Here is a 25,488-nt window from a genome sequence, read left to right on the forward strand (position 1 = left end):
TTTCAACAGCAATGTTTTCGGCAGTCATATTTTCGATAACAATGAGGGAAATTTGATGAGTTTTTTTATTTCTGAAGCGGCGGCAGCTACTGGTGCATCAGCACAAGCTCAGGGAAGCCCATATTCTCTGATTATCATGCTGGTTGTTTTCGGTTTGATTTTCTATTTCATGATCCTGCGTCCACAACAAAAACGCACCAAAGAACATAAAAAACTGATGGATTCCATCTCCAAAGGGGATGAAGTACTGACTTCTGGTGGTTTGGTGGGTCGTGTCTCTAAAGTGTCTGATACCGGTTATGTTGTTATTGCCTTGAATGACACCACAGAAATAACTGTCAAACGTGACTTCGTTGCTGCCATTTTGCCGAAAGGTACAATGAAAGCTATTTAATTTTCCGATTTTCCCGAAGGGAACTGCCGTGTTGAACCGTTATCCTTTGTGGAAGTATCTGATGCTGATCGCTGCGATCCTCATCGGTTTGCTTTATGCACTTCCCAACCTTTATGGTGAGGATCCGGCTGTACAAATCACTGGCGCGCGAGGCATCGCCGCCAGTGAAAAAACGCTGGACCAAGTCCGTAATGTTTTAGAAAAAGATCAAATCAAGAGCAAGTCCATTGCATTGGAAAATGGCGCAATTCTTGCTCGTTTCAGTAGCACTGATGTGCAGCTTCGTGCGCGTGAAGCGTTGGTTTCTGCACTGGGTGAACAGTATGTTGTGGCATTAAACCTCGCGCCGGCAACGCCTGTCTGGTTAAGGGCAATCGCCGCTGAACCGATGAAACTGGGGCTTGACCTGCGTGGTGGTGTTCACTTCTTGATGGAAGTGGATATGGAAACCGCGCTGGGCAAATTGCAGGAACAGAATATTGATGGCCTGCGTTCTGAACTGCGTGATCAAGGCATCCCTTATTCGACTATCCGCAAAACGGATAATTATGGCGTCGAAGTTCGTTTCCGTGATGACGATGCACGTTCTAAAGCGGAAAGTTATCTTGAACCTCGTCACCGTGATTTGGTGTTCTCTAATGAAGCCAACAGCACGCTGAAAGTGGTGATGAGTGATGAACGTCTGCGTGAAGCCCGTTCTTATGCGGTACAGCAGAACATTACTATCTTGCGTAATCGTGTTAACCAATTGGGGGTTGCAGAACCTCTGGTTCAACGCCAGGGTGCAGACCGCATTGTGGTTGAACTGCCTGGTATTCAGGATACTGCCCGTGCGAAAGAAATCCTCGGTGCAACCGCAACATTGGAATTCCGTCTGGTCAATGCCAATGTTGACCAAAATGTCGTGCAATATGGCCGTATTCCGGCTGATTCAGAAGTGAAAGAAACCCGTGATGGCAATCCGGTTGTGCTGTACAAGCGCGTTATTCTGACGGGTGATCATATTACTGATTCGACTTCCAGTGCTGATGAGAATGGTTATCCACAGGTGAATATTTCCCTGGATAGCGCCGGTGGCACAGCGATGTCTAATTTCACCAAAGATAACCTGCACAAGCCGATGGCAACGCTGTTTGTGGAATATAAGGACAGCGGCAAGAAAGATGCCAACGGGCGGGCGATTTTGGTTAAGCAAGAAGAAGTTATCAACATTGCCACGATTCAGGCACGCTTAGGTAACAGTTTCCGTATTACAGGCATTAGCAATCCGGCTGAAGCTCGTCAGTTATCCCTGTTACTGCGGGCGGGGGCGTTGATTGCGCCAATCCAGATTGTGGAAGAGCGTACGATTGGGCCAACTCTGGGCTTGCAGAATATTGAGCAGGGACTTGCAGCGTGTTTGTGGGGCTTGATTGCTTCTATCGTATTTATGGTGATTTACTACCGCAAGTTTGGTCTGATTGCGAGTTCTGCGTTGCTGGCTAACTTGGTGCTGATCGTCGGTATTATGTCCCTGTTGCCAGGGGCGACGCTGACCATGCCAGGAATTGCGGGTATCGTCTTGACGCTTGCCGTCGCCGTCGATGCGAATGTATTGATCAACGAACGTATCAAAGAAGAGTTGCGCAATGGCCGTACGGTACAGCAGGCAATTCATGAAGGCTATAAAGGGGCGTTTTCCAGTATCATCGACGCAAACCTGACTACGCTGATTACTGCCATTATTTTGTATGCAGTGGGTACTGGCTCGATCAAGGGCTTCGCGATCACTACCAGTATTGGTGTGGCGACTTCAATGTTCACTGCTATTGTGGGAACACGTGCAATCGTGAACTTGCTGTACGGTGGCAAGCGTATCAATAAGTTGTCAATTTAAGGAGCACGTTGTGGCACAGGATTATACTGTTGAACAATTAAACTATGGGCGTAAAGTTATCGACTTTATGCGCTGGGACAACGTTGCCTTTGGGATTTCGTTCCTGCTGTTGATTGCTTCCATCATTATGATAGGCACTCGTGGGTTTAACTGGGGGCTTGATTTTACCGGTGGTACAGTCATTGAGGTGAAGTTGAGTAAACCTGCGGATCTGGACAAAATGCGTGAAAGCCTGAGCCAGCATGGTTTTGCTGATCCACTTTTGCAAAATTTTGGCAGCAGCCGTGATGTGATGGTTCGTATGCCACCTGTGGAAGGTAATGCAGGGCAAGAGCTTGGCAATAAAATTATCTCGGTAATTAACCAGGATATTGATAAAGATGCCACAGTTAAACGTGTAGAGTTTGTTGGTCCAAGTGTCGGAAACGAATTGGCACAGACCGGAGCGATGGCGTTATTGGTTGCATTGATCTGTATCCTGATTTATGTCGGTTTCCGCTTTGAGTGGCGTCTGGCATTGGGGGCTGTTATTGCGCTTGCGCATGACGTGCTTATTACGCTGGGTATCCTGTCGTTGTTCCATATCGAAATTGACCTGACTATTGTTGCGTCGTTGATGTCCGTTATTGGCTACTCATTGAACGATAGCATCGTTGTGTCGGATCGTATTCGTGAGAACTTCCGTAAGATACGCCGTGGTACGTCGTATGAAATCACCAACATTTCTTTAACCCAGACCTTGAGCCGTACCATCATGACTTCAGCCACCACATTGTTGGTTGTATTGATGCTATACATTTTTGGTGGTGAAATGCTGAAAGGTTTCTCACTGGTCATGTTAATCGGTGTTTCTATCGGTACAGTCTCTTCTATTTATGTTGCTTCTGCACTGGCTTTGAAATTAGGTATGAAGCGTGAACATTTGATCCAGCAGAAGGTTGAGAAAGAAGGGGCAGATCAGCCCTCCATTCTTCCTTAATTATTTTGCCTGATCGAGCACTGATATCGCTTAAACACCCTGTGAGTACTTACTGACAGGGTGTTTTTCGTCACCACTTCAAGGTACACTGTTATCCCTTCGGTTAACTGTCAGGAAACGATATGCATTGCCCATTTTGCGCAGCCGTTGATACTAAAGTTATTGATTCCCGTCTGGTAGGGGATGGCTCACAAGTGCGCCGTCGCCGTCAGTGCCTGGAATGTCATGAACGCTTCACTACGTTTGAAGTTGCAGAGCTGGTGATGCCACGAGTCATTAAAAGTGATGACATTCGAGAGCCTTTCGACGAAGAAAAATTGCGTCGTGGAATGCAGAAAGCACTGGAAAAGCGCCCTGTCAGCTCTGATGATGTAGAAACAGCAATTAACCATATTAAGTCACAGGTACGGGCAACAGGAGAGCGCGAAATTCCGGCCAAAATGATCGGAAATTTTGTCATGGATGCGCTGAAAAAACTGGATAAAGTGGCTTATATTCGTTTTGCATCTGTTTATCGCAGCTTTGAAGATGTTCGCGAATTCGGTGAAGAGATTGCCAGATTGCAAGACTAACCACGAGCAAGACTAAACACTATGACACTTGATGAAATATATATGTCCAGAGCGCTGGAGCTGGCGTTTCAGGGGCGTTTTACCACATCGCCAAATCCGAATGTAGGTTGCGTCATCGTTAAGGATGGGCAGATAATCGGGGAAGGTTTTCATGCACGGGCGGGCGAACCTCACGCAGAAGTTCATGCTCTGCGTATGGCCGGTGAAAAAGCTCAAGGTGCTACCGCTTACGTTACTCTTGAACCGTGCAGTCATCACGGTAAAACTCCCCCTTGTGCTGATGCTTTGATTGCCGCCGGCTTAAGCCGAGTTGTGGTAGCGATGCAAGATCCCAATCCTCAAGTGGCTGGACGTGGCTTGTATAAATTGCAGCAAGCTGGAATTGCCGTTGAACATGGTTTGATGATGGAACAGGCGGAATCCTTGAATAAGGGTTTTCTGAAACGTATGCGTACAGGGTTCCCGTACCTGCAATTGAAACTAGGTGCATCATTGGACGGTCGAACTGCATTGGCATCGGGGGAAAGCAAGTGGATTACCTCACCTGAAGCCCGTCAAGATGTGCAGAAACTACGGGCGCAGTGCAGTGCTATTTTGAGCTCCAGCGCAACGGTATTGGCAGATGATCCTTCTCTGACGGTTCGCTGGCATGAACTGGATGCTGAAACACAAGCGATTTATCCGCAAGAATTGCTCCGCCAACCCATCCGTATTATTACGGATAGCCAAAATCGCGTCACTCCACAGCATCAGGTCGTACAGCAACCAGGGGAATGTTGGCTAGCACGTACTAAGCAAGATCAGCAAAAATGGCCTGATAATAGCGAACAGATTTTCTTGCCAGCGTATGGTGACGGTGTTGATTTAGTGTTGCTGATGATGCAACTTGGTAAGCGCCAGATAAATTCTGTTTGGGCGGAATGCGGCCCTGCCTTAGCTGGGGCTTTATTGTCGCTAGGGTTAGTCGATGAATTAATCCTGTATATCGCGCCTAAGATATTGGGAAATAGTGCCCGTGGATTGTTCGATATTCCTGAATTGCAAAAATTATCGGATGCCCCTGAATTTTCTCTGTTTGATGTTCAACAGATTGGCCCTGATGTACGTCTTCGCTTACGGCCGAACTAGGTGTTTTGATTTTGGGATTGCCCTAAATCAAAAATAATGTGATAAGATCCGCCCCCCTGCGGATCTTAATAAGATATAAGGAAGGCTATGAACGTAATCAAAGGTGTTGTTGCAGCTCCTGAAGCTCGCATTGCCATTGCTGTTGCCCGCTTTAACAACTTCATTAATGACAGCCTGCTGGAAGGAGCCGTTGATGCGTTAGAACGTATCGGTCAGGTTTCTTCGGACAATATCACCGTAGTATGGGTGCCGGGTGCTTATGAATTGCCATTGACGGTCAAAGCGCTGGCTGAATCCCGAAAATATGATGCGGTTATTGCTTTAGGTACGGTTATCCGTGGCGGAACAGCCCACTTTGAATATGTTGCCGGTGAATGTAGCTCAGGCTTGTCCAGCGTGGCAATGTCCAGCAATATTCCTGTTACATTGGGTGTTCTGACAACAGAAAATATTGAACAGGCGATTGAACGCGCTGGGACTAAAGCGGGCAATAAAGGTGCGGAAGCTGCCTTGACCGCATTGGAAATGATTAATGTAATCAAAGCCATTAAAGGCTGAATTTTTTAGTTTTAATTAAGGGGAATTTTGTGAAACCTGCTGCTCGTCGTCGTGCTCGTGAGTGTGCTGTTCAGGCAATTTATTCATGGCAATTATCCAAAAACAGCATTGCTGATGTTGAACTGCAGTTTCTGTCAGAGCAGGACGTATCCGGTGCTGATGTCACCTATTTTCGTGAATTGCTGTCTGGGGTAGCAGTCAATGCTACAAAATTGGATGCTTTGATGGCGCCTTATCTTTCCCGTCAGCTCGAAGAGTTAGGTCAGGTAGAAAAAGCCATTTTGCGCGTTGCGATGTTTGAACTAAGCTTTCGTGATGATGTTCCCTACAAAGTGGCTATTAATGAAGGCATCGAACTGGCAAAAATATTTGGTGCTGAAGATAGTCATAAATTCGTGAATGGGGTGTTGGATAAAGCTGGCCCGGCAGCACGTAAGAAAAAGTGATTGCTTGCCAGGAGTTCCCCATTATAACTCAATGATTTTACACATGAGGCCGGAAATCCGGCCTCATGTGCTCATCGTTGGTCACTTTTTGGAATTCTATTATGGCATGTGGTGAATTTGACCTCATTGCACGTTACTTCAATCGCCCTCTCATCCGCCGACGTGATGTAAACCTAGGGATTGGCGATGATTGTGCACTGATGACCGTTGCTGATAAGCAAGAATTAGCGGTAACAACAGATACATTGGTTGCTGGTGTCCATTTCCTTCCTGAGATCTCACCGGAAGATTTGGCGTATAAAGCACTGGCTGTCAATATCAGTGATTTGGCTGCCGTTGGGGCTGATCCCGCTTGGGTATCGTTGGCATTAACCTTGCCTGACATCAATGAGGATTGGTTAAAACGGTTTAGTGATAGTCTGTTTGAACAACTGAACTATTACGGTATGCAGTTGATTGGTGGGGATACGACAAAAGGTCCCATGAGTTTAACGCTAACCGTGCATGGATTAGTGCCGACTGGCAGGGCGTTGCGTCGTGCTGGTGCAAAGAACGGGGATTGGATTTATGTCACCGGAACATTAGGTGACAGCGCCGCAGGACTTGCCTTGTTACAAGAGCACCTGCTTGTGGAAGATCCTGCGATCCACAATTGGTTGGTTAAGCGTCATCTCCGTCCACAACCACGCGTTTTACAAGGGCAGGCACTGCGTGATCTGGCTTCTTCCGCAATTGATCTGTCCGATGGATTGATTTCTGATCTCAACCATATTCTGAAAGCTAGCCAATGCGGTGCGCGTATTAATCTGGATGCGCTGCCTTATTCGGAAGCGATGCAGCAATATGTTCCCGCTGAACAGGCGTTGAAATGGGCGCTGAGTGGTGGGGAAGATTATGAGTTGTGCTTCACTGTACCTGAGCTCAACCGTGGCGCGTTAAATATGGCATTGGCTCATTCGGGGGCGAGTTTCTGCTGTATTGGGCAAATCAGGCCAGAATCAGAAGGTATCCGCTATTTTAACAATAACAAAGAAATTGCGTTGGATCTGAACGGCTTTGACCACTTTAAAACGGATAAAAAACCGGTAGTACCTTGTCCGGCTGCACACCAGGAAGAAAACGATCAAACGGAGGGAACGCATGGATGATGCAAAACGCCACTTAAAAATGAGTAATCCGTGGCATTTATTGGCTACGGGATTCGGTAGTGGCTTATCGCCGATCATACCGGGCACAATGGGCTCAGTAGCGGCGATCCCTTTCTGGTTACTGTTGATGCAGTTACCGACATGGGGAATTTGGTTGGCTATTGTATTGGGAGCAGTCATTGGCTGTGTGATTTGCCAGAAAGCTGCCGATGCCATGAATGTGGACGATCCTGGTTGTGTCGTCTGGGATGAATTCATTGGAATGTGGATCACACTAATGGCAATTCCGGTGCTCAACTGGCAATGGGTTTTGGTTGGGTTTGTGGTATTCCGCATTTTTGATATGTGGAAACCGTGGCCGATTCGCTGGTTTGATCGCTATGTGAAAGGTGGTGTCGGTATTATGTTGGATGACATTATCGCAGCGATTTTTGCGGTTGTAGTCATTTGGCTGCTGGATTTCTACCAACTGTTACCCTTTTAAGTTAAATAGTCACTGGGATCCAGTGGCTATTTTTTCGGTTTATTTTTCAGTTTGTTGCCCCACCTGAGATAGGAATATCTTTTTCATGCCTCAATGCTGACTCAATGGCGATTTTCAAGGCTGCCGTCATCATCTCTACAGCCATACTTGGCGCACCAGAATGTCTTGTGGCTTGCTCTGGTGAATAAGGAACATGGATAAAGCCGCCACGTATAGCAGGAGTACGTTGGTTCAGATAATGCAGCAAACCGTACATAACATGATTGCAAACGAAGGTTCCCGCAGTTTGGGATACTGTTGCTGGAATTCCTGCATTATTTAACTCATTGGTTATTGCCTTGATAGGCAGGGTAGAAAAATAAGCCGTAGGGCCACCGACAATGACAGGAGTGTCAATGGGCTGTTGGCCTGCATTATCAGGAATACGGGCATCGTTAACATTGATTGCGACACGTTCTACACTGATATTTGATCTGTTTCCCGCTTCCCCAACGGAAATCACTACTTCTGGTTTAATGAGTTCAATTGCCGCATAGAGTTGTTCCAGAGAAGTATCGAAAATGCAAGGTAGTTGGCAAACTTCAATATTTGCATCCGCGATTTGACATCCCTGCAATGGCCTAACGGCTTGCCATGATGGATTGATTGTTTCACCGCCGAAAGGTTCAAAAGCAGTAACTAGAGTAGTTTTTATGGCAACAGCTTTCATGTCGGTTCCTTTTTGTTGTTTTATAAGAAGATCAGAAAATAGAGCAGAAATACATTGGCGATTAATAAAACGCATCCTGTGGGAATTTGCGCCTTAATAACGGCATTTCGATCCGGTAGTTCCAATAGAGCTGCTGGGACGATATTGAAGTTTGCTGCCATGGGGGTCATCAATGTACCGCAATAGCCGGAGAACATACCGATGGCTGCCATAACGGTGGGATTGCCACCATGTTGTAAGATCAAAATGGGAATACCAATACCGGCAGTAACGATGGGAAAAGCCGCGAAAGCATTACCCATAACCATAGTCAGCAGCGCCATCCCAAAAACATACGCTACCACGGCGATAAAGCGATTATCGACAGCGATATAATTTTCGGTTAGGTAGGAAATCACCGTACCTATGCCGGCAGTTGTAAAGAGTAATCCGAGCGTAGCCAGAAGCTGTGGCAGGATGAATACGCAACCAATGGCGTCGAGCAGGCGGCGAGTCTCCTGTATTGGCTGTGGTATGGCATCACGACTTATGCGTAATGCCATAACCAATCCTATCAGACAGCCGAGAGTAATTGAAAAGAGTGTCACCAGGGTTGAATGATTTCCCTCACCAAAGATTGCTTGTTGTAAGCCTGGAATGTGGTCAAACATTAACACACCAATAATGGTGACAACGGGGATCAGCAGGACGGGAAAAAATAGTTTATTGCCAAGACGATTAGCGCCTTCCAACCGTTGTTTTGGGGTACTTTGATGATAATTTCCCAGTTGGACTCCACCAAATCCTGCCAATAGTGCCATAAAGACGACCAGCACACCGATACTAATATAGGCAATTCTTTGGGCATAAGCTTCATCACTGATCCAGATAGCTACTATATAATGACTCCATTTCCCCATCAGGAAGATTAAACCGTAAAGCGCCCAGAATAGACCGGTAGTTAAACGGCGAGGATTAGCTTTATCACGCCATGACATGATAGCGACAGCCATCAAGAGCACGCCTGCCAGCACGTAGAGATACTGTAACTGAAACATTATTTCCCCTCCTTGCTATGTAGCCAGGTGTGATTTAACGCATTCAGTTCGTTGGCAATCCGATAATCAAGGCGATATAACCGAGTGGAATGGATTAGAAAAGCACAAATGGCAGTAGGTAGCCCCCAAAGGGCAATATGTAGTGGTTCAGTGTGAATATCCGCTGATTCCAGCATGAAATTGTGCATAAAGATAACGGCCCCGAAGGCGACAAAAATATCTTCCCCAAAGAACAGACCGGTATTATCCGTTGCTGCTGACATAGCGCGGATGCGGTGACGAACTGAATCCGGCAACTCTCCATATTGATTTTCAGACGCCGCTTCTGCCATAGGAGCCAAGAGGGGACGAACCATTTGCGGATGCCCGCCTAAACTGGTTAAACCTAATGCAGCAGAGACTTCTCGTATAAACAAATAGATAATCAATAAACGCCCGGTTGTCGCCATTTTGATATGAGCAATGGATTTCTGGGCTCGTTCTTTTAGACCGTGCCTTTCCAATAGGCCAATGATGACTAAAGGAAACAGGATGGTCAGTGTTAAATTTAGGGTATTAACAAACCCAGAACCTAACTTCTCCAAAATATCGGTTATCGGCATGTGGGCAGCAAGTCCCGTGACAAGGCCAGCAATGGTGACGACCAGAACCGGATTAAATCGGATAACAAAACCGATGATAATGACGGCGATCCCGATTAGGGGCCAAAAATTAATGGCTTGCTGCATATTTTATTTCCCCATGATTGACACATTGACATGTTGTTGATTTATTGTGGGTTTAATTTGCACTTATTGTTAACATGTTGTTTTACATTGTTGAGCAATAAATAAACTTCGATTAACAAATAAGCAAATAAAATTCGCAATGAATTGTAAAAGTGGAATGCAGCTCACTTCTTGGATGAAAAAACGTTTATTGGATGAGAAGGTTTGCTAATCGGCTTAGAAACCAAAAGGGATAAAACTGATATTCGTGATACCTTACAGGCGTTAAATATCGGTATTAACGTGGAGACAACAGCATTTGAAATTCAAACAAAAAGTCGGCTTGCAGAACGTAAAAATCTTTCTGGCACATAGAGATCGAAATTATTAAGGCGACAATATTCTTCTAATTGTTGAACGGAGCTAACACCTGCTTTTTTATATATTTGGGCTGTATAGTTTTCGACAGTACGATAAGAAATGTTTAACATTCTACCAATTTGTTTACTGGTATATTTGTGCAAAGAGAGAAATATGGAATAAACAATGAAGAGAATTCACTATCATGAAATTAATCCAGTGGGAAAATATATCTGTCAAATTACGTAATTAATATACTTCTCAATTCCTCTTCTTAATTAGCAATGGGCCGGTGTATAACTTATCTAATGGGCAGTGAGAAGTCGCTGCATCTGGTTGTCATTACCGACTTGCATTCAAGAAAACTTATTGGTAGTCGATAGGTGATTGTATAACTGGCACAATAAGGAAAAAACGGATGAATGACTGAAAAATCCTCATCCGTTCTTATCAGCTATTTAGCCAGATATTTCTCGATACTATTTTGAATGCCTGCCGCATCCAGCCCTAAATCAGCATGAAGCTCTTGTTGCGTTCCTTGTGGAATAAAGTCATCGGGTAAACCCAGATTCAATACGGGAACAGGTAACTTTTCCTGCATCAGCAGTTCGTTAATACCACTACCTGCACCGCCCATGATGGCATTTTCTTCCAAAGTCACCAGTAGCTCGTGGCTGGCTGCCATTTCCAGCACCAGCTCTTTGTCCAGCGGTTTGACAAAACGCATATCTACAACAGTTGCATTCAGGGTTTCAGCCGCTTGCAGCGCATAGGATAATAATGTGCCAAAGTTAAGGATCGCAATGCGCTCTCCCTGACGGCGAATTACGCCCTTGCCGATTGGCAATGTTTCCAGCGGTTTGAGTTCAGCACCAGTCCCTGTACCGCGAGGATAACGAACAGCCGCAGGGCCTGCTTGATAATGATATCCGGTATGCAGCATCTGGCGGCATTCGTTTTCATCGCTGGGTGCCATGATCACCATATTCGGGATGCAGCGCAGGAAAGAAAGATCAAAAGCGCCTTGATGGGTTTGACCATCAGCACCAACAATACCGCCACGGTCGATGGCAAACAAGACAGGCAGGTTTTGGATGGCGACATCGTGGATCACCTGATCATAAGCGCGTTGCAGGAAGGTGGAGTAAATGGCGACGATAGGTTTGTAGCCGCCAATAGCCAGACCTGCGGCAAAAGTGACGGAATGCTGCTCGGCAATCGCGACATCGAAATATTGTTCAGGATATTCGCGGGAGAAGCGCACCATACCGGAACCTTCGCGCATGGCTGGGGTGATCGCCATCAGTTTTTTATCATGGGCGGCTTTTTCACATAGCCAGTCACCGAAGATTTTGGAAAATGTCGGACGAGTCTCTGCGCTTTTGGGCAAAGAACCCGTTGAGGGATCGAATTTTGGGACGGCATGCCAACTGATAGGATCTTTTTCCGCTGGTGCATAACCACGACCTTTTTTCGTCATGATATGCAGAAATTGTGGCCCTTTCAGTTCACGCATATTTTTCAAAGTCTGGGTTAGTGCCAGTACGTCATGACCATCAACAGGCCCGATATAGTTGAACCCAAGCTCTTCGAACAGCGTTCCAGGTACAACCATACCTTTCAGATGCTCTTCCGTTTTTTTCAATAACTCTTTGATAGGAGGTAGGTTGGAAAAAACTTTTTTACCACCTTCACGCAAGGTTGTATACAGCTTGCCTGACAGAAGCTGTGCCAGATGGTTATTCAATGCCCCCACGTTTTCAGAGATAGACATTTCGTTGTCATTGAGAATAACCAGCATGTCGGGATCGATATCGCCGGCATGGTTCATGGCTTCGAAGGCCATGCCCGCAGTAATGGCTCCATCCCCAATAACGCATACTGTCTTGCGGCCTTTACCTTCGTGTTTGGCTGCGATAGCCATACCTAAGCCAGCACTAATTGATGTGGATGAGTGGCCGACGCACAAAGTGTCATACTCACTTTCTTCTCGCCAGGGAAAGGGATGAAGGCCATTTTTTTGGCGAATGGTATTAATGCGATCGCGACGTCCGGTTAAAATTTTGTGCGGGTAAGCCTGATGTCCAACATCCCAGACTAAATTGTCAAAAGGGGTTTTATAAACATAGTGGAGTGCGACGGTTAATTCGATAGCGCCAAGGCCGGAAGCAAAGTGACCACTGGAGCGGCTGACACTGTTCAGCAAAAATTGACGCAGTTCATCGCATAACTTTGGCAAGGTTTCTTTGGGTAGCAGGCGAAGCTCTTCTGGAGTTTCTGCCAATGCCAATGTTGGATATTTCGCTATATCAATGCTCATGCTATGCCTGTGTAAAATGCTATATCCGTTAGAAGTTGAATATTAAGAACCCTGTTATTATCAGTGTGTAATTTCTGGGTTCATCCCGTAAGGCGCTTTACCGGTTTTTTAGCTGTTTCTCTCAATAATAAAACCAGCCAATTGCTTTAAGGTTGTGGTGTCATATGACCGTTTTTCCAGCTCTGTCAGGGCGGCAAGCGCTTCTTCATACAGATCTCTGGCTTTTTGTTGGGCTTGTTCTAAACCTAATAGTGCAGGGTAAGTATTTTTGCCGAGTTGCTGATCGTTACCCTGGCGCTTGCCAATAACTTCAGTATTGCCAATGACGTCCAAAATATCGTCATGTACCTGAAATGCCAGACCGATGGCTTGGGCATATTGTTCCAGCAACGGCAGTACTTCACGACCACGTTGCCCTGCACTATAAGCAGCCAATCGGACGGCTGAACGTATTAATGCACCTGTTTTATGTCGATGGATCTGTTCCAGCGAAGCGAGATCGATTTGTTTACCTTCTGCTTGCAAATCCAGTGATTGCCCGCCACACATGCCGGCAAAGCCGCTGGCGCTTGCCAGTTCAGCGATCATAGCAAGACGATCGGATAAGGCCACATTGGGCATGTCCTGTTTTGCCAAAATCTCAAAGGCCAGTGATTGTAATGCATCACCCGCTAAAATAGCCTGACTTTCACCAAATTTGATATGACAGGTGGGTTGCCCACGACGTAAATCGTCATTATCCATTGCGGGTAAATCATCGTGGATCAATGAATAGGCATGAATGCACTCTATTGCTATAGCTGCGGCATCCAGACTCTTTTTCGGGAGGCCAAACATTTCTCCCACACTGTAAACTAAAAATGGACGCAGCCGTTTTCCACCCAGCACTGCACCATATTGCATGGCTGTGCCTAACGGGCTGTTTAAAAAGGGCAATGAAGAAAATATTGCCATCAGTTTGTCAGTGGTATGTTGCTGACAAGCGAGCAGTCTTTTTTCAAAAAATTGCTCTTCAAAAGGAGCCTTATAGTGTTCAGACATAAATTTACTCAGCATCGGACGAAAATTCATCAAGAGGCGATTGTGCATCATGGTTCAGTAAAATTTGCACTCGTTGCTCCGCTTGTTGAAGTGTTTTCTGTCCTTGTCTTGCAAGTTGAATACCACGTTCAAATTCATTCAACGCATCTTCTAATGGGAGTTCCCCGGATTCCAGCCGAATCACAATTTCCTCTAGCTCTTTAAGAGAATCCTCGAATGCTGGCATTTTTTCGGTTGCTGATGTTTGATTTGCTTTAGACATAATGGCTTAACATGTGATTATTTAACGAATTACAGCAAGTTCGTTACAGAATTGCAGAGTACCCTACTACACCAAGAAAAATAAATCATGTATTACCACTATTTTTTTATAGTCGGTTTTTGCCGTCGATTTTTTACAGGTGATAAGCCAGATGGTGTTATACTCTGCGCCCTATCCAACTGAACACTTAAGAACAATCATGGATATTGTTTGTGATAGTTCTACATTGAATGACTACTATATCTTACTATGAAGTTTATCATTAAATTATTCCCAGAAATTACAATTAAGAGCCAGACCGTCCGCTTGCGCTTTATTAAAATTCTTGCCAGCAATATCCGCAATGTGTTGAAGACCTTCGGAGAAGGTATTGCTGTTGTTCGCCATTGGGATAATATCGAAGTTCGGGTTAAGGATGATAACCTCGGTGCGGAAATTTGTGACGCACTGACACGTATTCCAGGTATTCACCATATCCTGCAAGTAGAAGAGCGAGATTTTCGTGATCTGCATCATATCTTTGAGCAAACTTACGAAACATATGGTCATTTACTGCATGGTAAAACATTTTGTGTTCGCGTAAAGCGTCGTGGTAAACACAGTTTTACATCCAATGAAGTTGAACGTTATGTCGGTGGCGGGCTGAATCAACATATTGAATCAGCCAAGGTGAAACTAACTAAGCCTGATGTCACCGTGAATCTGGAAATTGATCAGGATAAGCTGATTCTGGTTAAAGCCCGTCATGAAGGAATTGGCGGGTTTCCTATCGGTACGCAGGAAGATGTACTGTCACTCATTTCCGGTGGCTTTGATTCCGGCGTTTCCAGCTATATGTTGATGCGTCGTGGCTGCCGTGTGCACTACTGTTTCTTTAATCTTGGTGGCGCAGCCCATGAAATTGGCGTAAAGCAGGTTGCCCATTATTTGTGGAATCGATTTGGTAGTTCGCATAAAGTCCGTTTCGTTGCTGTTAATTTTGAACCTGTCGTGGCTGAAATTCTGGAAAAAGTTGACGATGGGCAAATGGGCGTTGTGCTGAAAAGGATGATGGTCAGGGCAGCTTCCAAAGTTGCAGAGCGTTATGGTGTACAGGCGATCGTAACCGGTGAGGCTCTGGGGCAGGTATCCAGCCAAACCTTGACTAATTTAAGGTTGATTGACAATGTTTCAGATACGTTGATCCTCCGTCCTCTGATTTCCCATGATAAAGAGCACATTATTAAGCTGGCTCGTGAGATTGGCACCGAAGATTTTGCCCGTACTATGCCGGAATTTTGTGGGGTGATATCAAAAAGCCCGACAGTGAAAGCCGTTAAAGCCAAAATTGAAGCAGAGGAAAACAATTTTGACTTTGAGATTTTAGAACGCGTGGTTAGTGAAGCTCAGAATCTGGATATCCGCCAAATTGCGGAGCAATCCAGTGAGCAAGTGGTGGAAGTGGAAATGGTCTCTGCACTTTCTCCTAATGATGTATTGTTGGATATCCGTTCCCCTGATGAACAGGATAATTGTCCGTTAAATATCGATAATATTGAAATCCAATCATTGCCTTTCTATAAACTGGGCACTCAGTTTGGTGATCTGCCGAAAGAAAAAACGTATCTGCTTTATTGTGAGCGTGGTGTGATGAGCCGTTTACAGGCACTTTATCTGCGTGAACAAGGCTTCGACAATGTGAAGGTATATCGGCCTTAATTTGTCCTTAAAGAACCAGGCTGCTTACGGAACTGATCCCATAGGCAGCCTGTGTTGTCTCTCTCCTTTATAAGGCGAGATGATTATTGGATGTTTTGGTAATGATTAATGCCAGGTGGTAAAACGAGTTGGGCGGCAACTTCTGCGGCTTTCTCTTTTCCTTTCAACAATTCAATCAGTTTCAAGGCGAAGTCAAAAGCAGTGGCAGGCCCTTGGCTGGTCAGTAAGTTAACCCGTTCGTCAAAATAAACGCGTTTATCAATCCATTTTTCTGGTGCAATCTTATCCTGCATACTGGGATAGCCAGTCATATTGCCGACAGGAAAAAGTTGATGATATTCCAATACGATCGCCGGAGAAGCACAGATTGCTGCAATGATTTTTCCCTGACTTTGTGCGGTTCGAATTTTTTCTACTACCAGTAAGCTGTCACGAAAACATTCTGCGCCTTTTATGCCTCCCGGCAGAATAATGGCGTCAAAATCGTCGTCAACGACATTCACCAAGGGGACATCAGCAACGATTTTGACGCCGCGTGAGCAGGTCAATGTGAGGGAACCATCGGTTTCCGCACTGGCTACGGTAACATTCACTCCCGCCCGGACAAGCAAATCAATCGTCGTAACAGCCTCGGTTTCTTCACTACCGTGGGCGAGACAAATAAGGGCTGAGGCGCTCATATTTTTCCTCCTTGCGTTTAATGTAATGATAAACAGCCGTATTTTCTGCAATTGACAAACCGTGAACACGAGCTCGACGCATTAAAAAACCGGTAATGTAGTCTATTTCTGTATGTCGCTGTGCCCGTATATCTTGCAGCATGGATGAGTAATTTTCAGCGGTTTGCTCAATCACGCTCATGACGTAATCAATCAATGTCTGTTGGGTTGTATGGATACTATCATGTTCCATGACTTGGTAAATTTCGCCACACAATGCCTTAATTTGTGTCTGGTGATGCCGTAAATCACCATTTTTGCAGTCATAGATGACGGTGAGGGGATTAATGACACAGTTGACGGCAAGTTTCATCCAACTGATAGCCTGTATTTCATTGTGCCATGCTACATCGGGCAGGGCACTGTGTAAAATATCGGCCAGATTGCTGAATCTGGCGGCATTGGCTGTTATGGCACCAATGTGAGTCATCCCTTGTGACTTATAGTACACAATACTATTTTTTCGATAGGCGCCATGCGTAGTTACGCCAAGTAAAATGGGATTGGGTAGAGACCTGAATTCCTCTTGGGTTCCCATTCCATTGTGCAATAGCAGAATTGGGCAATGGGGGAAAAGTTTGTCAGCAAGGTGATTGATTGCGTCAGAAACTTGCCACGCTTTTAAACAAACAAGAAGTAATTTACTTTCAGCAAGGTGTTTTTCATCGTTGGCAGGGAATTGTTGATTAAAAGCCTGACCATGAAAGTTTTCGATCTGGACGGAAATAACAGGCTGTGGAACTCTTAGCCATCCCTGAACACTATGATTTTGTTGGGATAGGGCGGCAAGCCATAGTTTACCGATAGCGCCACAGCCAAGAACGGTTATTTTCATATTTCTTCCTGATCTGAAAATAGGGGAGTTGCAAAAAGATCGCTGAACTTCCGGAGTATAGAGCTTTTGTCAATAATGGAAAGCGGTTATCATGCCGATTTATTGATTCGCCGGAGGTGACGGGTAATGCCATCATTTGATATTGTTTCTGAAGTTGATATGCAAGAAGTGCGCAATGCAGTAGAGAACGCACAGCGGGAATTAAGCAATCGTTGGGATTTTCGTAACGTCCCCGCGAGTTTTGAATTAAACGAAAAGAATGAATCGATCAAAATTGCCAGTGAATCTGATTTTCAGGTGAACCAACTCGTCGATATTCTGCGTGAAAAGTTTGCTAAACGTGGAATTGATGGCTCTGTAATCAATATTCCTGAAAATATGGTTCATAGCGGCAAAACGTATAGTGTAGAAGCCACTTTACTGCAAGGTATCGATACGCCGTTAGCGAAAAAAATTGTGAAGCTGATTAAAGACAGTAAGCTGAAGGTACAGGCTCAAATTCAGGGTGAGCAAGTACGGGTAACTGGTAAGGCACGTGACGATTTGCAAAGTGTTATTGCATTGGTTCGTGGCGCAGAATTAGGGCAGCCTTTCCAGTTTACTAATTTCCGCGATTAATTTTTGTCATTATCCTAATAGTGAATAATTAATCATAGTACGGTGTTTGGTAACACCGTACTTGTTATAAATACTAAATACCCAAGCTATTTATGGGATAATACAAGCTGTTCTAACTGATCACGATTGGTTAGTTTCGTATCAACTTTGATATACGCACTAAATTCTTCTGGTGCGATGACAACATCTTTTACGCCGGCTTGCGCCAATATCTTTTTCTCCAATATCTCAGAATTGTTTAGCTGTTCTGGCAAGATGAGCCTGATACTACTGACATAGGGGGGTTGCCGTAAGGTCAGACTGACAATAAACCAGAATGCCGTCAGCGCGATGCCAGCCATAAAGACGAGCGATGCGCCTTGCCATTCGTAAAGCATTCCTCCAAGAAAACCACCCAAAGCAACGCCAAGGAATTGGCTGGTAGAGTAAATCCCCATGGCAGTGCCTTTGTAACCCGCAGGTGCTTCTTTGCTAATCAGTGAAGGCAAGATAGCTTCCATGATATTAAATGCAAGGAAGAAAATCTGAATGCCTGCAAAGATCCCCCAAAGATGCGATCCCTGAGACCATAAAACGGCTTCAGCGATGAATAGCATACCTATACACAGCAAAAATACCTGTTTCATGCGACGTTTTTTTTCTGCGTAGATAATGAAAGGCAGAACGGCGACAAAAGAGATAAGGGTAGTAATTAAATATACTTTCCAGTGTTGTTGTGGAGGAAAGCCTGCCTTTTCCATAATAAGGGGAAGGGCGACAAAGCTCGACATCAATAAGGTATGCAGGCAGAGAATACCAAAATTCAGTTTTATCAGTTGCGGATCTGAAAGTACACGTTTGAAGCTACCGCGTGCGATACCTGATTCACGATTTAGCAAATGGTTGTGTGTATTTGGTACGGCAAACAGTGTGATCAGGATCGCGCAGCCAGCAAGGATTGCAATTGCCCCAAATAAGCCATTTAAACCGATTTGGTGGGTAATAATAGGGCCGGCAACAATTGCAAAGGCAAATGTAATGCCAAAGCTAATGCCGATAAATGCCATTGCTTTTGTTCGATTCTGCTCACGAGTCAGGTCTGAAAGTAATGCCATGATAGCGGCGGATATTGCCCCTGTGCCTTGCAAAGCTCGCCCGATAATAATTCCCCAAATAGAGTCGCTTAAGGCGGCAATAACACTGCCTAATGCAAAAATGAGAAGCCCGCCGATGATTAAAGGTTTCCTGCCAATTTTGTCTGATAGTAGCCCAAATGGGATCTGGAATATTGCTTGTGTTAAGCCGTAGATGCCAATGGCAATCCCAATCAGCGCTTCAGTCGCATCACGTAACGCTAAACCATAGGTCGTCAGAACAGGCAGAACCATGAACATGCCTAACATGCGCAGGGAGAAAACAGAACCTAAACCCCATGTTGCCCGAAGTTCAAGCGGAGTCATTTTATTATCGTTCATGGATACCTCAAAAAATCTGGTATGACATTTCAATTAGGTGAGAGCAAACGAAAAAGAAGCGCTTGTAACCGAATAAGTTGTCATTGAATAGAGATAAAAGAAAGGGAAAAGATGGCAGGTTTTACCCTACCATCTAAATATTACCAGACGTAAGTCAACAGGTTTTCTGGAGATGCTGTTGAATCTACAGACATCATGACGCTTAATGACATGATAGCGACGATAGAAAACAGAAATAACTTACGGGCCCAAATACGGTCATCAGAGGTCTTATAACCTGATAATGCCATACCCAACCACCAGATGCTCACTGCGGCAGCTACGATAAGGTATTTATAACCTGCATAACCACTGATAGTCAGCATCAAAGTAGCAATCATAAAGGCCAGAATATACAAAGTGATGTGGTTTTTCGCGACAGAAATACCTTTAATCACAGGTAATACTGGGATGTTGGCCGCTTGATAATCTTTGAACCGAAAAATAGCAATGGCGTAAGAGTGGGGCATTTGCCACAAACTGAAGATCAGTAATAAGATCAACGCGCCTGTATCGAAATGCCCTGTTACTGCACAGTAACCAATCACGGGAGGTGCTGCGCCTGACAGGCTACCAACCAGCGTGCCATAAACAGATTTTCTTTTCATGTAGAGGCTATAAACCCCAACATAAACGATAAATCCGATGAGAGCTAACTGCATTGCTAAGACATTGGCTGCTACATAGAGCAGCACTATGCCAGCAATACCTAACACTGAGGCGTAAATCAGGCTGATTTTCGGATCGATAAGCCCTTTCACAAGGACCCTTTCTTTCGTTCTTTCCATGATACGGTCAATATCGCGGTCGATATAGTTGTTGAATACACAACCCGATGCTACCACCAGCGATACCCCGACCATCGTTGCAAAGAACAAGGGGTAATCTATTACGCCCTTGGAAGCGAGTAGAAAACCACCAATCGCAGAAATTAGATTTCCGAAAATAATTCCTGGTTTGGTCACTTGCAGGTATTGCTTAATCATTCAAATCAACCCTTAATCAACCATCATATTGATGTTCAGGTTGTACATAATCCACAGGGAGCCAACAACAACGATAGCGATGACCACTAATGTGAAGATTAAGGCAACGAGGTTCCAACGCTCTTCAGACGATGTATTCATGTGCAGGAAGCAGATGAAATGAATAAAGATCTGAATAACAGCCATAGCGACTACTGTCACCAGAATGGTGCTGTGTGAAGCCGTGCCATCCATCACCATCCAGAATGGGATCACGGTCAGTATGACTGACAGAACAAAACCAATCAGATAGGTTTTGAAGCTACCGTGGCTTGCGCCGGAATGAGAAGTATTTGGATGACTCATTACATAGCCCCCATCAGATAAACGACAGTAAATACACAGATCCATACAACGTCAAGGAAGTGCCAGAACAGGCTCAGGCAGTTCAGACGCATACGGTTCACATCAGTCAGGCCACGGCGTGAAACCTGAATCATCAGGATGACGATCCAAATCAGGCCTAAGGTGACGTGCAGACCATGAGTGGCAACCAGTGCGAAGAAGGCAGACAGGAACGCACTACGGTCAGGGCCAAATCCTTCAGAGATCAGTTTATGGAATTCATATACTTCCATTGAAACGAAGCCAAGGCCAAACAGGAAGGTAATGAATAGCCACAAATTAACCTGAGCAACTTTACCTTTATTCATGCACAGCATGGCGAAACCGTAGGTGATACTACTAAATAGCAGCAAAAAGGTTTCTACCAGTACAAATGGCAGTTCAAAAATATCCTTACCAGATGGGCCACCCGCAGTGCCGTTAACTAACACTGCGTAGGTAGCGAACAGACTTGCAAACAGAATCAAGTCACTCATCAGGTAGACCCAGAAGCCAAATACCTTGTTGGCTCCCGTATCGTGGTGCCCATGAGTATCATGGGCGGCTGTGTTGTTAAGGGTTTGAGTCGACATTATTTCACACCTGCCTTTCTCAGATCTTCGTAACGCTGATTTTCAACTTTCTCGACTTCAGCTACAGGAACGTAATAATCAACGTTTTCGTCAAAGCTTTTCACGATGCAACTGATGATGATGCCAGCGAAACTTGCGATAGCCATCCACCAGATATGCCAGATCAAAGCAAAGCCTAAGGTCAGACAGAAAGCACTAATGATCACACCGGCACCGGTATTTTTAGGCATATGAATTTCTTCATATTTAGCCGGACGCTTATATTCAGTGCCTTTTTCTTTCGTATCCCACCACGCATCACGAGTCTGAATGTGTGGAACTTCCGCAAAGTTATAGAACGGAGGTGGAGATGAAGTTGACCATTCCAGAGTACGGCCACCCCATGGATCACCGGTTAGATCACGGTTCTGCTCACGGTCACGGATACTGACGTAGAACTGGATAACCTGACACAGAATACCCAAAGCAATTAAGACCACGCCGCCTGCTGCAACAACCAGCAGAGGATGGAATTCAGGGTTGATATCCTGGCTCAGACGACGAGTCATACCCATAAAGCCCAATGCGTACAGCGGCATAAAGGCAACGAAGAAACCCGTGATCCAGAACCAGAATGCACGGACACCCCATTTTTCATTCAGCGTGAAGCCGAATGCTTTCGGGAACCAGTAAGTTGTACCTGCGAAGCAGCCGAAGACCACACCACCGATGATAACGTTATGGAAGTGAGCAATCAGGAACAGACTGTTGTGCAGAACGAAGTTTGCGCCTGGTACTGCCAGCAGAACGCCCGTCATACCACCAATGGAGAAGGTAACTAAGAAGCCAACAGTCCACAGCATTGGGGTTTTGAATTCAATACGACCACGGTACATAGTAAACAGCCAGTTGAAAATCTTAACCCCAGTTGGGATAGAGATAATCATCGTGGCGATACCAAAGAAGGCGTTAACGTTCGCGCCAGAACCCATGGTGAAGAAGTGGTGCAACCATACAATGAACGACAGGATGGTAATAACAATTGTCGCCCACACCAGTGAGGTATAACCAAACAGACGTTTCTTCGAGAAGGTTGCGGTGACTTCGGAGAAAATACCGAAGACAGGTAGCACCAGAATGTAAACTTCAGGATGACCCCAAGCCCAGATCAGGTTGATGTACATCATCATGTTGCCGCCCATATCGTTGGTAAAGAAATGGGTGCCCAGATAACGATCCAGGGTTAGCAACGCGATGGTTACTGTCAGGATTGGGAACGCAGCAATAATAAGAATGTTGGTACACAGTGAAGCCCAAGTGAAGACGGGCATTTTCATCATGGACATACCTGGTGCACGCATGCGCAGGATAGTCACGAAGAAGTTAACACCCGTCAGCAAGGTACCGACACCAGAGAGCTGAAGACTCCATATCCAGTAGTCAACACCAACACCTGGGTTGTATTCCAGGCCAGATAGAGGCGGATATGCTAACCAACCGGTTTGTGCAAACTCACCTACTCCCAGAGAGATGTTGATCAGTGCAACACCGACAACAAATAACCAGAAGCTCAAAGAGTTCAGGAATGGGAATGCAACGTCGCGAGCACCGATTTGCAGAGGAACAACAATGTTCATCAGGCCGACAACGAAAGGCATTGCCATAAAGAAGATCATGATAACGCCGTGAGCGGTGAAGATCTGATCATAATGGTGCGGGGGCAGGAAACCGGCTTCACCAGCAGAAGCTAGGGCTTGCTGTCCACGCATCATGATGGCGTCAGCGAAACCACGGAGCATCATCACCATGGCAACGACGATGTACATGACACCAATTTTCTTATGGTCAACGCTGGTTAACCATTCACTCCAAAGCCATTTCCATTTACGGAAATAAGTCAAGGAACCAACAACTACCAGTCCCCCAAGCAAGATCCCAAGTAATGTCACCACAATAATGGGTTCATGTAATGGGACCGCATCCAGTGTTAATTTTCCCCACATGCCTTTATTCCTCAACACCTGAATGAGCCGGCTGACTCATATTCATATTATGATCCGCAGCTTTACCATGTTCTGTTTTGCCGTGACCAGACATACCAAACATACCGGCATGGCCCATATCACCCATGAATTTGTCAATAGTCTCTTGGAACAGTTTTGGTTTCACGCTTGAGAAGTATTCAACAGGGTTGTTTTGGCTAGGTTTAGCCAACTCATTGAATGCTTGTACGGTATTCAGAGTCTTAGATGATGCTTTAACTTTCTGCACCCACTCTTCAAAACCTGCACGATCATCCGTCGCTGTTGCAGTGAATTTCATGCCTGAGAAGCCATGACCACTGTAACTTGCTGAGAATCCATCGTATTTACCCGCTGAGTTAGCAATCAGGTGCAGTTTTGTCTGCATACCCGCCATTGCATAAATCTGACCACCCAACTGTGGGATGAAGAAAGAATTCATCACAGAGTCTGAGGTGATTTTGAAGTTAATTGGAACATCTTTAGGGAATACAATTTCATTTACGGTTGCGATACCCTGTTCCGGATAGATAAACAGCCATTTCCAGTCAAGGGAAATAACTTCAATCGTTACCGGTTTGACATCACTGTCTAATGGCTTATATGGATCGAGTTCATGTGTCGTTTTCCATGTAATCGTCGCCAAGGTGATGATAATCAGGATAGGCACAGTCCAAACGACAAGCTCAATTTTATTTGAGTGTGCCCAGTTTGGACGATAAGTTGCAGATTTATTGGCTTCCCGGTAACGTAAGGCAAAAATGATTGCCATTACAATAGCCGGTATAACAACGATCAGCATTAAACCAAACGCTGTCAGTATCAGCGTTTTTTGTTCGACGCCGATCGCCCCTTTGGGATTCATCAATACCATATCACAACCACCTAGCATTAAGGAGGCTGCGAGTAATGACGATAACCCAATAGTTTTTTTGTATTTCATAAGTCTCATTGAGCGACCCCAGATAACAAAAGCTTTATTGTCGTTTCATCAGTGCGGGCATTCTACGGTAAGGTTACCGGAGTGTAAACAATTGTAATAGAAGCAGGTTGGCTTGTGGGCTTTTTATGTTAGAGGGATCACATGTGATTCTAAATTTAACAAAACGTTAATTTCGGTTGGTTATCTTAACCAAAAAATCAAAATAAACAATTAATTTACAATAACCCTCTATTTTAAAAAGAAAAAATTTGATAAAAATAAAAGAAAAATTATAAGAATATACTTTTTTATTGATAGGATAACTGTTGTTTATCGGTTTTAATGAGCAGCATCAGGCTGCTCATCGATTAAACTAGTTATTAGAAGTTATATTTTACACTGTAAACAATACCATCCTGTAAGAAGTCTTCTCCCAGTTTGTTATCCGCATAACGGTATTGAACTCCGGTTGTAAAAGAAGGATGCGGAGTCCACCATAATGCAATTGCGCCATTAATACCTTCGCGCCCGCCGTTGCCGTAGCGTTCATTGCGGTTCAATTCAATTTCATTCCAGTTTGTAACACTGAATTTTTGTTCCCAAAGATTGAAATCGTATCCTGCAACCCAGCCTACGACATAACCGTTATTGCCTGAATAGAATGTTTGGTCAACATAATGCAGTGCGACAAAAGGTTTGAACCACAAGCCAGCAATATTTGCATTATAGCCTAATCCATAGAGTGTATTAACTTCATGGAAGTTGCCACCGTTTGCTTTGCCTGGCAATGAATAGGTTCCATAAACATGACCATAAAGGTTGAAACCTGTATCACCCAGATAGAAACGGCCTGTTGTTTTGAAAGTATAACGTTGGTTATCACCCGGTTGGGCTGTTTTACTGTTAAAAGGATTCTCTAAGTCAGCGAAACCATAGAGTTCGCCCCAGCTAAACCCTGCCCCGCCTTCCAGTTCTAAATAAGCAAAATCATCCTTATGTGAGGTTTGTCCGGTTTTATGAGTGGTATGTTTGCTCCAGTCTAGGTAATTCATGCTGACATTGCCAAACCCCCACTGGTATTCCGCGCTGGCTGAAGCAGAAACTAAGGCGGCGGCAACTGCGGTGAGTGTCAAAATACGTCTTTTCATAAATTCCCTTTATATGGTTTTAAGGTGATTAACGATATTTCGAATAGTTCGAAATAATTACGTTCAAATAATAATATTTGTTAGTTCAAATA

Annotated in this window: 27 protein-coding genes and 1 pseudogene; 12 read left to right on the forward strand and 16 right to left on the reverse strand. The window is 44.9% G+C overall.

The genetic code is table 11. The annotated features are described in order from the left end of the window. Nucleotides 1-55: 55 nt before the first annotated feature. The 9 genes from yajC to pgpA all read left to right on the forward strand — a co-directional run bounded on the left by yajC (nucleotide 56) and on the right by pgpA (nucleotide 7,585). Complete coding sequence (yajC, locus tag Xedl_RS05600) at nucleotides 56-394, forward strand: preprotein translocase subunit YajC (RefSeq protein ID WP_074021392.1); 339 nt, start codon at nucleotides 56-58, stop codon at nucleotides 392-394. Nucleotides 395-422: 28 nt separating this feature from the next. Next, nucleotides 423-2,270 (forward strand): protein translocase subunit SecD, encoded by a 1,848-nt coding sequence (gene secD / locus Xedl_RS05605; RefSeq protein ID WP_074022843.1) that lies wholly within the window; start codon nucleotides 423-425, stop codon nucleotides 2,268-2,270. A 10-nt stretch (nucleotides 2,271-2,280) separates the two neighbouring features. Further along, nucleotides 2,281-3,249: a protein translocase subunit SecF gene (secF, locus tag Xedl_RS05610; RefSeq protein ID WP_074022844.1), complete on the forward strand. Its 969-nt coding sequence runs from the start codon at nucleotides 2,281-2,283 to the stop codon at nucleotides 3,247-3,249. Between the two features lie 122 nt (nucleotides 3,250-3,371). Beyond that, nucleotides 3,372-3,821 carry a transcriptional regulator NrdR gene (nrdR, locus tag Xedl_RS05615; RefSeq protein WP_074022845.1) on the forward strand — a complete coding sequence of 150 codons (450 nt, stop codon included), beginning with the start codon at nucleotides 3,372-3,374 and terminating at the stop codon, nucleotides 3,819-3,821. A 21-nt stretch (nucleotides 3,822-3,842) separates the two neighbouring features. Continuing rightward, nucleotides 3,843-4,949: a bifunctional diaminohydroxyphosphoribosylaminopyrimidine deaminase/5-amino-6-(5-phosphoribosylamino)uracil reductase RibD gene (gene ribD / locus Xedl_RS05620; protein ID WP_074022846.1), complete on the forward strand. Its 1,107-nt coding sequence runs from the start codon at nucleotides 3,843-3,845 to the stop codon at nucleotides 4,947-4,949. Between the two features lie 87 nt (nucleotides 4,950-5,036). Next, on the forward strand, nucleotides 5,037-5,507 hold the full coding sequence (gene ribH, locus Xedl_RS05625) for a 6,7-dimethyl-8-ribityllumazine synthase (protein ID WP_074021384.1): 471 nt from the start codon (nucleotides 5,037-5,039) through the stop codon (nucleotides 5,505-5,507). Between the two features lie 29 nt (nucleotides 5,508-5,536). Beyond that, nucleotides 5,537-5,953 carry a transcription antitermination factor NusB gene (nusB, locus tag Xedl_RS05630; protein ID WP_074022847.1) on the forward strand — a complete coding sequence of 139 codons (417 nt, stop codon included), beginning with the start codon at nucleotides 5,537-5,539 and terminating at the stop codon, nucleotides 5,951-5,953. A 101-nt stretch (nucleotides 5,954-6,054) separates the two neighbouring features. Then, nucleotides 6,055-7,101 (forward strand): thiamine-phosphate kinase, encoded by a 1,047-nt coding sequence (thiL, locus tag Xedl_RS05635; RefSeq protein ID WP_074022848.1) that lies wholly within the window; start codon nucleotides 6,055-6,057, stop codon nucleotides 7,099-7,101. Then, the gene (pgpA, locus tag Xedl_RS05640) at nucleotides 7,094-7,585 is read left to right on the forward strand and encodes a phosphatidylglycerophosphatase A (RefSeq protein WP_074022849.1); all 492 of its coding nucleotides are present in this window, start codon (nucleotides 7,094-7,096) and stop codon (nucleotides 7,583-7,585) included. The genes thiL and pgpA overlap by 8 nt, the downstream gene beginning before the upstream one ends. Nucleotides 7,586-7,631: 46 nt before the next feature. Here the strand turns inward: pgpA and pcp are convergent, their stop codons facing one another. The 3 genes from pcp to Xedl_RS05655 are packed head-to-tail and all read right to left on the reverse strand — an operon-like array spanning nucleotide 7,632 to nucleotide 10,059. Beyond that, nucleotides 7,632-8,279 carry a pyroglutamyl-peptidase I gene (pcp, locus tag Xedl_RS05645; protein WP_074022916.1) on the reverse strand — a complete coding sequence of 216 codons (648 nt, stop codon included), beginning with the start codon at nucleotides 8,277-8,279 and terminating at the stop codon, nucleotides 7,632-7,634. A gap of 35 nt (nucleotides 8,280-8,314) precedes the next feature. After that, entirely contained in the window at nucleotides 8,315-9,334 is a 1,020-nt protein-coding gene (locus Xedl_RS05650) for a DUF979 domain-containing protein (protein WP_244149674.1), read from the reverse strand. After that, entirely contained in the window at nucleotides 9,331-10,059 is a 729-nt protein-coding gene (locus tag Xedl_RS05655) for a DUF969 domain-containing protein (protein ID WP_074022851.1), read from the reverse strand. Before Xedl_RS05655 ends, Xedl_RS05650 begins: the two co-directional genes overlap by 4 nt. A gap of 204 nt (nucleotides 10,060-10,263) precedes the next feature. On the opposite strand from Xedl_RS05655, the gene Xedl_RS31030 reads away from it, so the two are divergent. Next, nucleotides 10,264-10,413: a hypothetical protein gene (locus Xedl_RS31030; RefSeq protein WP_208605028.1), complete on the forward strand. Its 150-nt coding sequence runs from the start codon at nucleotides 10,264-10,266 to the stop codon at nucleotides 10,411-10,413. Here Xedl_RS31030 and Xedl_RS05660 read toward each other — a convergent pair. The 4 genes and pseudogenes from Xedl_RS05660 to xseB form a co-directional block, all read right to left on the reverse strand. Then, nucleotides 10,365-10,574: pseudogene (locus Xedl_RS05660) on the reverse strand (helix-turn-helix transcriptional regulator); the annotation flags it as partial. The gene Xedl_RS31030 and the pseudogene Xedl_RS05660 sit on opposite strands and share 49 nt — an antisense overlap. 278 nt (nucleotides 10,575-10,852) lie before the next feature. Next, nucleotides 10,853-12,718, reverse strand: a complete 1,866-nt coding sequence (gene dxs, locus Xedl_RS05665; protein ID WP_074022852.1) for a 1-deoxy-D-xylulose-5-phosphate synthase — start codon at nucleotides 12,716-12,718, stop codon at nucleotides 10,853-10,855. Nucleotides 12,719-12,826: 108 nt separating this feature from the next. Next, nucleotides 12,827-13,759: a (2E,6E)-farnesyl diphosphate synthase gene (gene ispA / locus Xedl_RS05670; RefSeq protein ID WP_074022917.1), complete on the reverse strand. Its 933-nt coding sequence runs from the start codon at nucleotides 13,757-13,759 to the stop codon at nucleotides 12,827-12,829. A 4-nt stretch (nucleotides 13,760-13,763) separates the two neighbouring features. Then, the gene (xseB, locus tag Xedl_RS05675; protein WP_074022853.1) at nucleotides 13,764-14,021 is read right to left on the reverse strand and encodes an exodeoxyribonuclease VII small subunit; all 258 of its coding nucleotides are present in this window, start codon (nucleotides 14,019-14,021) and stop codon (nucleotides 13,764-13,766) included. A gap of 249 nt (nucleotides 14,022-14,270) precedes the next feature. On the opposite strand from xseB, the gene thiI reads away from it, so the two are divergent. Then, nucleotides 14,271-15,719, forward strand: a complete 1,449-nt coding sequence (thiI, locus tag Xedl_RS05680) for a tRNA uracil 4-sulfurtransferase ThiI (RefSeq protein WP_074022854.1) — start codon at nucleotides 14,271-14,273, stop codon at nucleotides 15,717-15,719. An 83-nt stretch (nucleotides 15,720-15,802) separates the two neighbouring features. Here thiI and yajL read toward each other — a convergent pair whose 3' ends face one another. Both yajL and panE read right to left on the reverse strand, forming a co-directional pair. Then, the gene (gene yajL, locus Xedl_RS05685; RefSeq protein WP_074022855.1) at nucleotides 15,803-16,399 is read right to left on the reverse strand and encodes a protein deglycase YajL; all 597 of its coding nucleotides are present in this window, start codon (nucleotides 16,397-16,399) and stop codon (nucleotides 15,803-15,805) included. Then, nucleotides 16,362-17,273 (reverse strand): 2-dehydropantoate 2-reductase, encoded by a 912-nt coding sequence (gene panE, locus Xedl_RS05690; RefSeq protein ID WP_074022856.1) that lies wholly within the window; start codon nucleotides 17,271-17,273, stop codon nucleotides 16,362-16,364. The genes yajL and panE overlap by 38 nt, the downstream gene beginning before the upstream one ends. 126 nt (nucleotides 17,274-17,399) lie before the next feature. Here panE and Xedl_RS05695 point away from each other — a divergent pair, with 126 nt between their 5' ends. Continuing rightward, entirely contained in the window at nucleotides 17,400-17,891 is a 492-nt protein-coding gene (locus tag Xedl_RS05695) for a YajQ family cyclic di-GMP-binding protein (RefSeq protein ID WP_074022857.1), read from the forward strand. 86 nt (nucleotides 17,892-17,977) lie between these two features. Here Xedl_RS05695 and Xedl_RS05700 read toward each other — a convergent pair whose 3' ends face one another. The 7 genes from Xedl_RS05700 to Xedl_RS05730 form a co-directional block, all read right to left on the reverse strand. Continuing rightward, entirely contained in the window at nucleotides 17,978-19,345 is a 1,368-nt protein-coding gene (locus Xedl_RS05700; RefSeq protein WP_074022858.1) for an MFS transporter, read from the reverse strand. Nucleotides 19,346-19,485: 140 nt separating this feature from the next. Further along, the gene (gene cyoE / locus Xedl_RS05705; RefSeq protein WP_074022859.1) at nucleotides 19,486-20,370 is read right to left on the reverse strand and encodes a heme o synthase; all 885 of its coding nucleotides are present in this window, start codon (nucleotides 20,368-20,370) and stop codon (nucleotides 19,486-19,488) included. A gap of 12 nt (nucleotides 20,371-20,382) precedes the next feature. After that, nucleotides 20,383-20,715 (reverse strand): cytochrome o ubiquinol oxidase subunit IV, encoded by a 333-nt coding sequence (locus Xedl_RS05710; RefSeq protein ID WP_074022860.1) that lies wholly within the window; start codon nucleotides 20,713-20,715, stop codon nucleotides 20,383-20,385. Further along, nucleotides 20,715-21,326, reverse strand: coding sequence for a cytochrome o ubiquinol oxidase subunit III (locus Xedl_RS05715; RefSeq protein WP_074022861.1), 612 nt, complete (start codon nucleotides 21,324-21,326; stop codon nucleotides 20,715-20,717). Before Xedl_RS05715 ends, Xedl_RS05710 begins: the two co-directional genes overlap by 1 nt. Further along, nucleotides 21,326-23,308 (reverse strand): cytochrome o ubiquinol oxidase subunit I, encoded by a 1,983-nt coding sequence (cyoB, locus tag Xedl_RS05720; protein ID WP_074022862.1) that lies wholly within the window; start codon nucleotides 23,306-23,308, stop codon nucleotides 21,326-21,328. The genes Xedl_RS05715 and cyoB overlap by 1 nt, the downstream gene beginning before the upstream one ends. A 4-nt stretch (nucleotides 23,309-23,312) precedes the next feature. Next, nucleotides 23,313-24,278 carry a cytochrome o ubiquinol oxidase subunit II gene (gene cyoA, locus Xedl_RS05725; RefSeq protein ID WP_074022863.1) on the reverse strand — a complete coding sequence of 322 codons (966 nt, stop codon included), beginning with the start codon at nucleotides 24,276-24,278 and terminating at the stop codon, nucleotides 23,313-23,315. 350 nt (nucleotides 24,279-24,628) lie between these two features. After that, nucleotides 24,629-25,396 carry a nucleoside-specific channel-forming Tsx family protein gene (locus tag Xedl_RS05730; RefSeq protein ID WP_074022864.1) on the reverse strand — a complete coding sequence of 256 codons (768 nt, stop codon included), beginning with the start codon at nucleotides 25,394-25,396 and terminating at the stop codon, nucleotides 24,629-24,631. Nucleotides 25,397-25,488: the final 92 nt, after the last annotated feature.

This window comes from Xenorhabdus eapokensis, assembly GCF_001908105.1.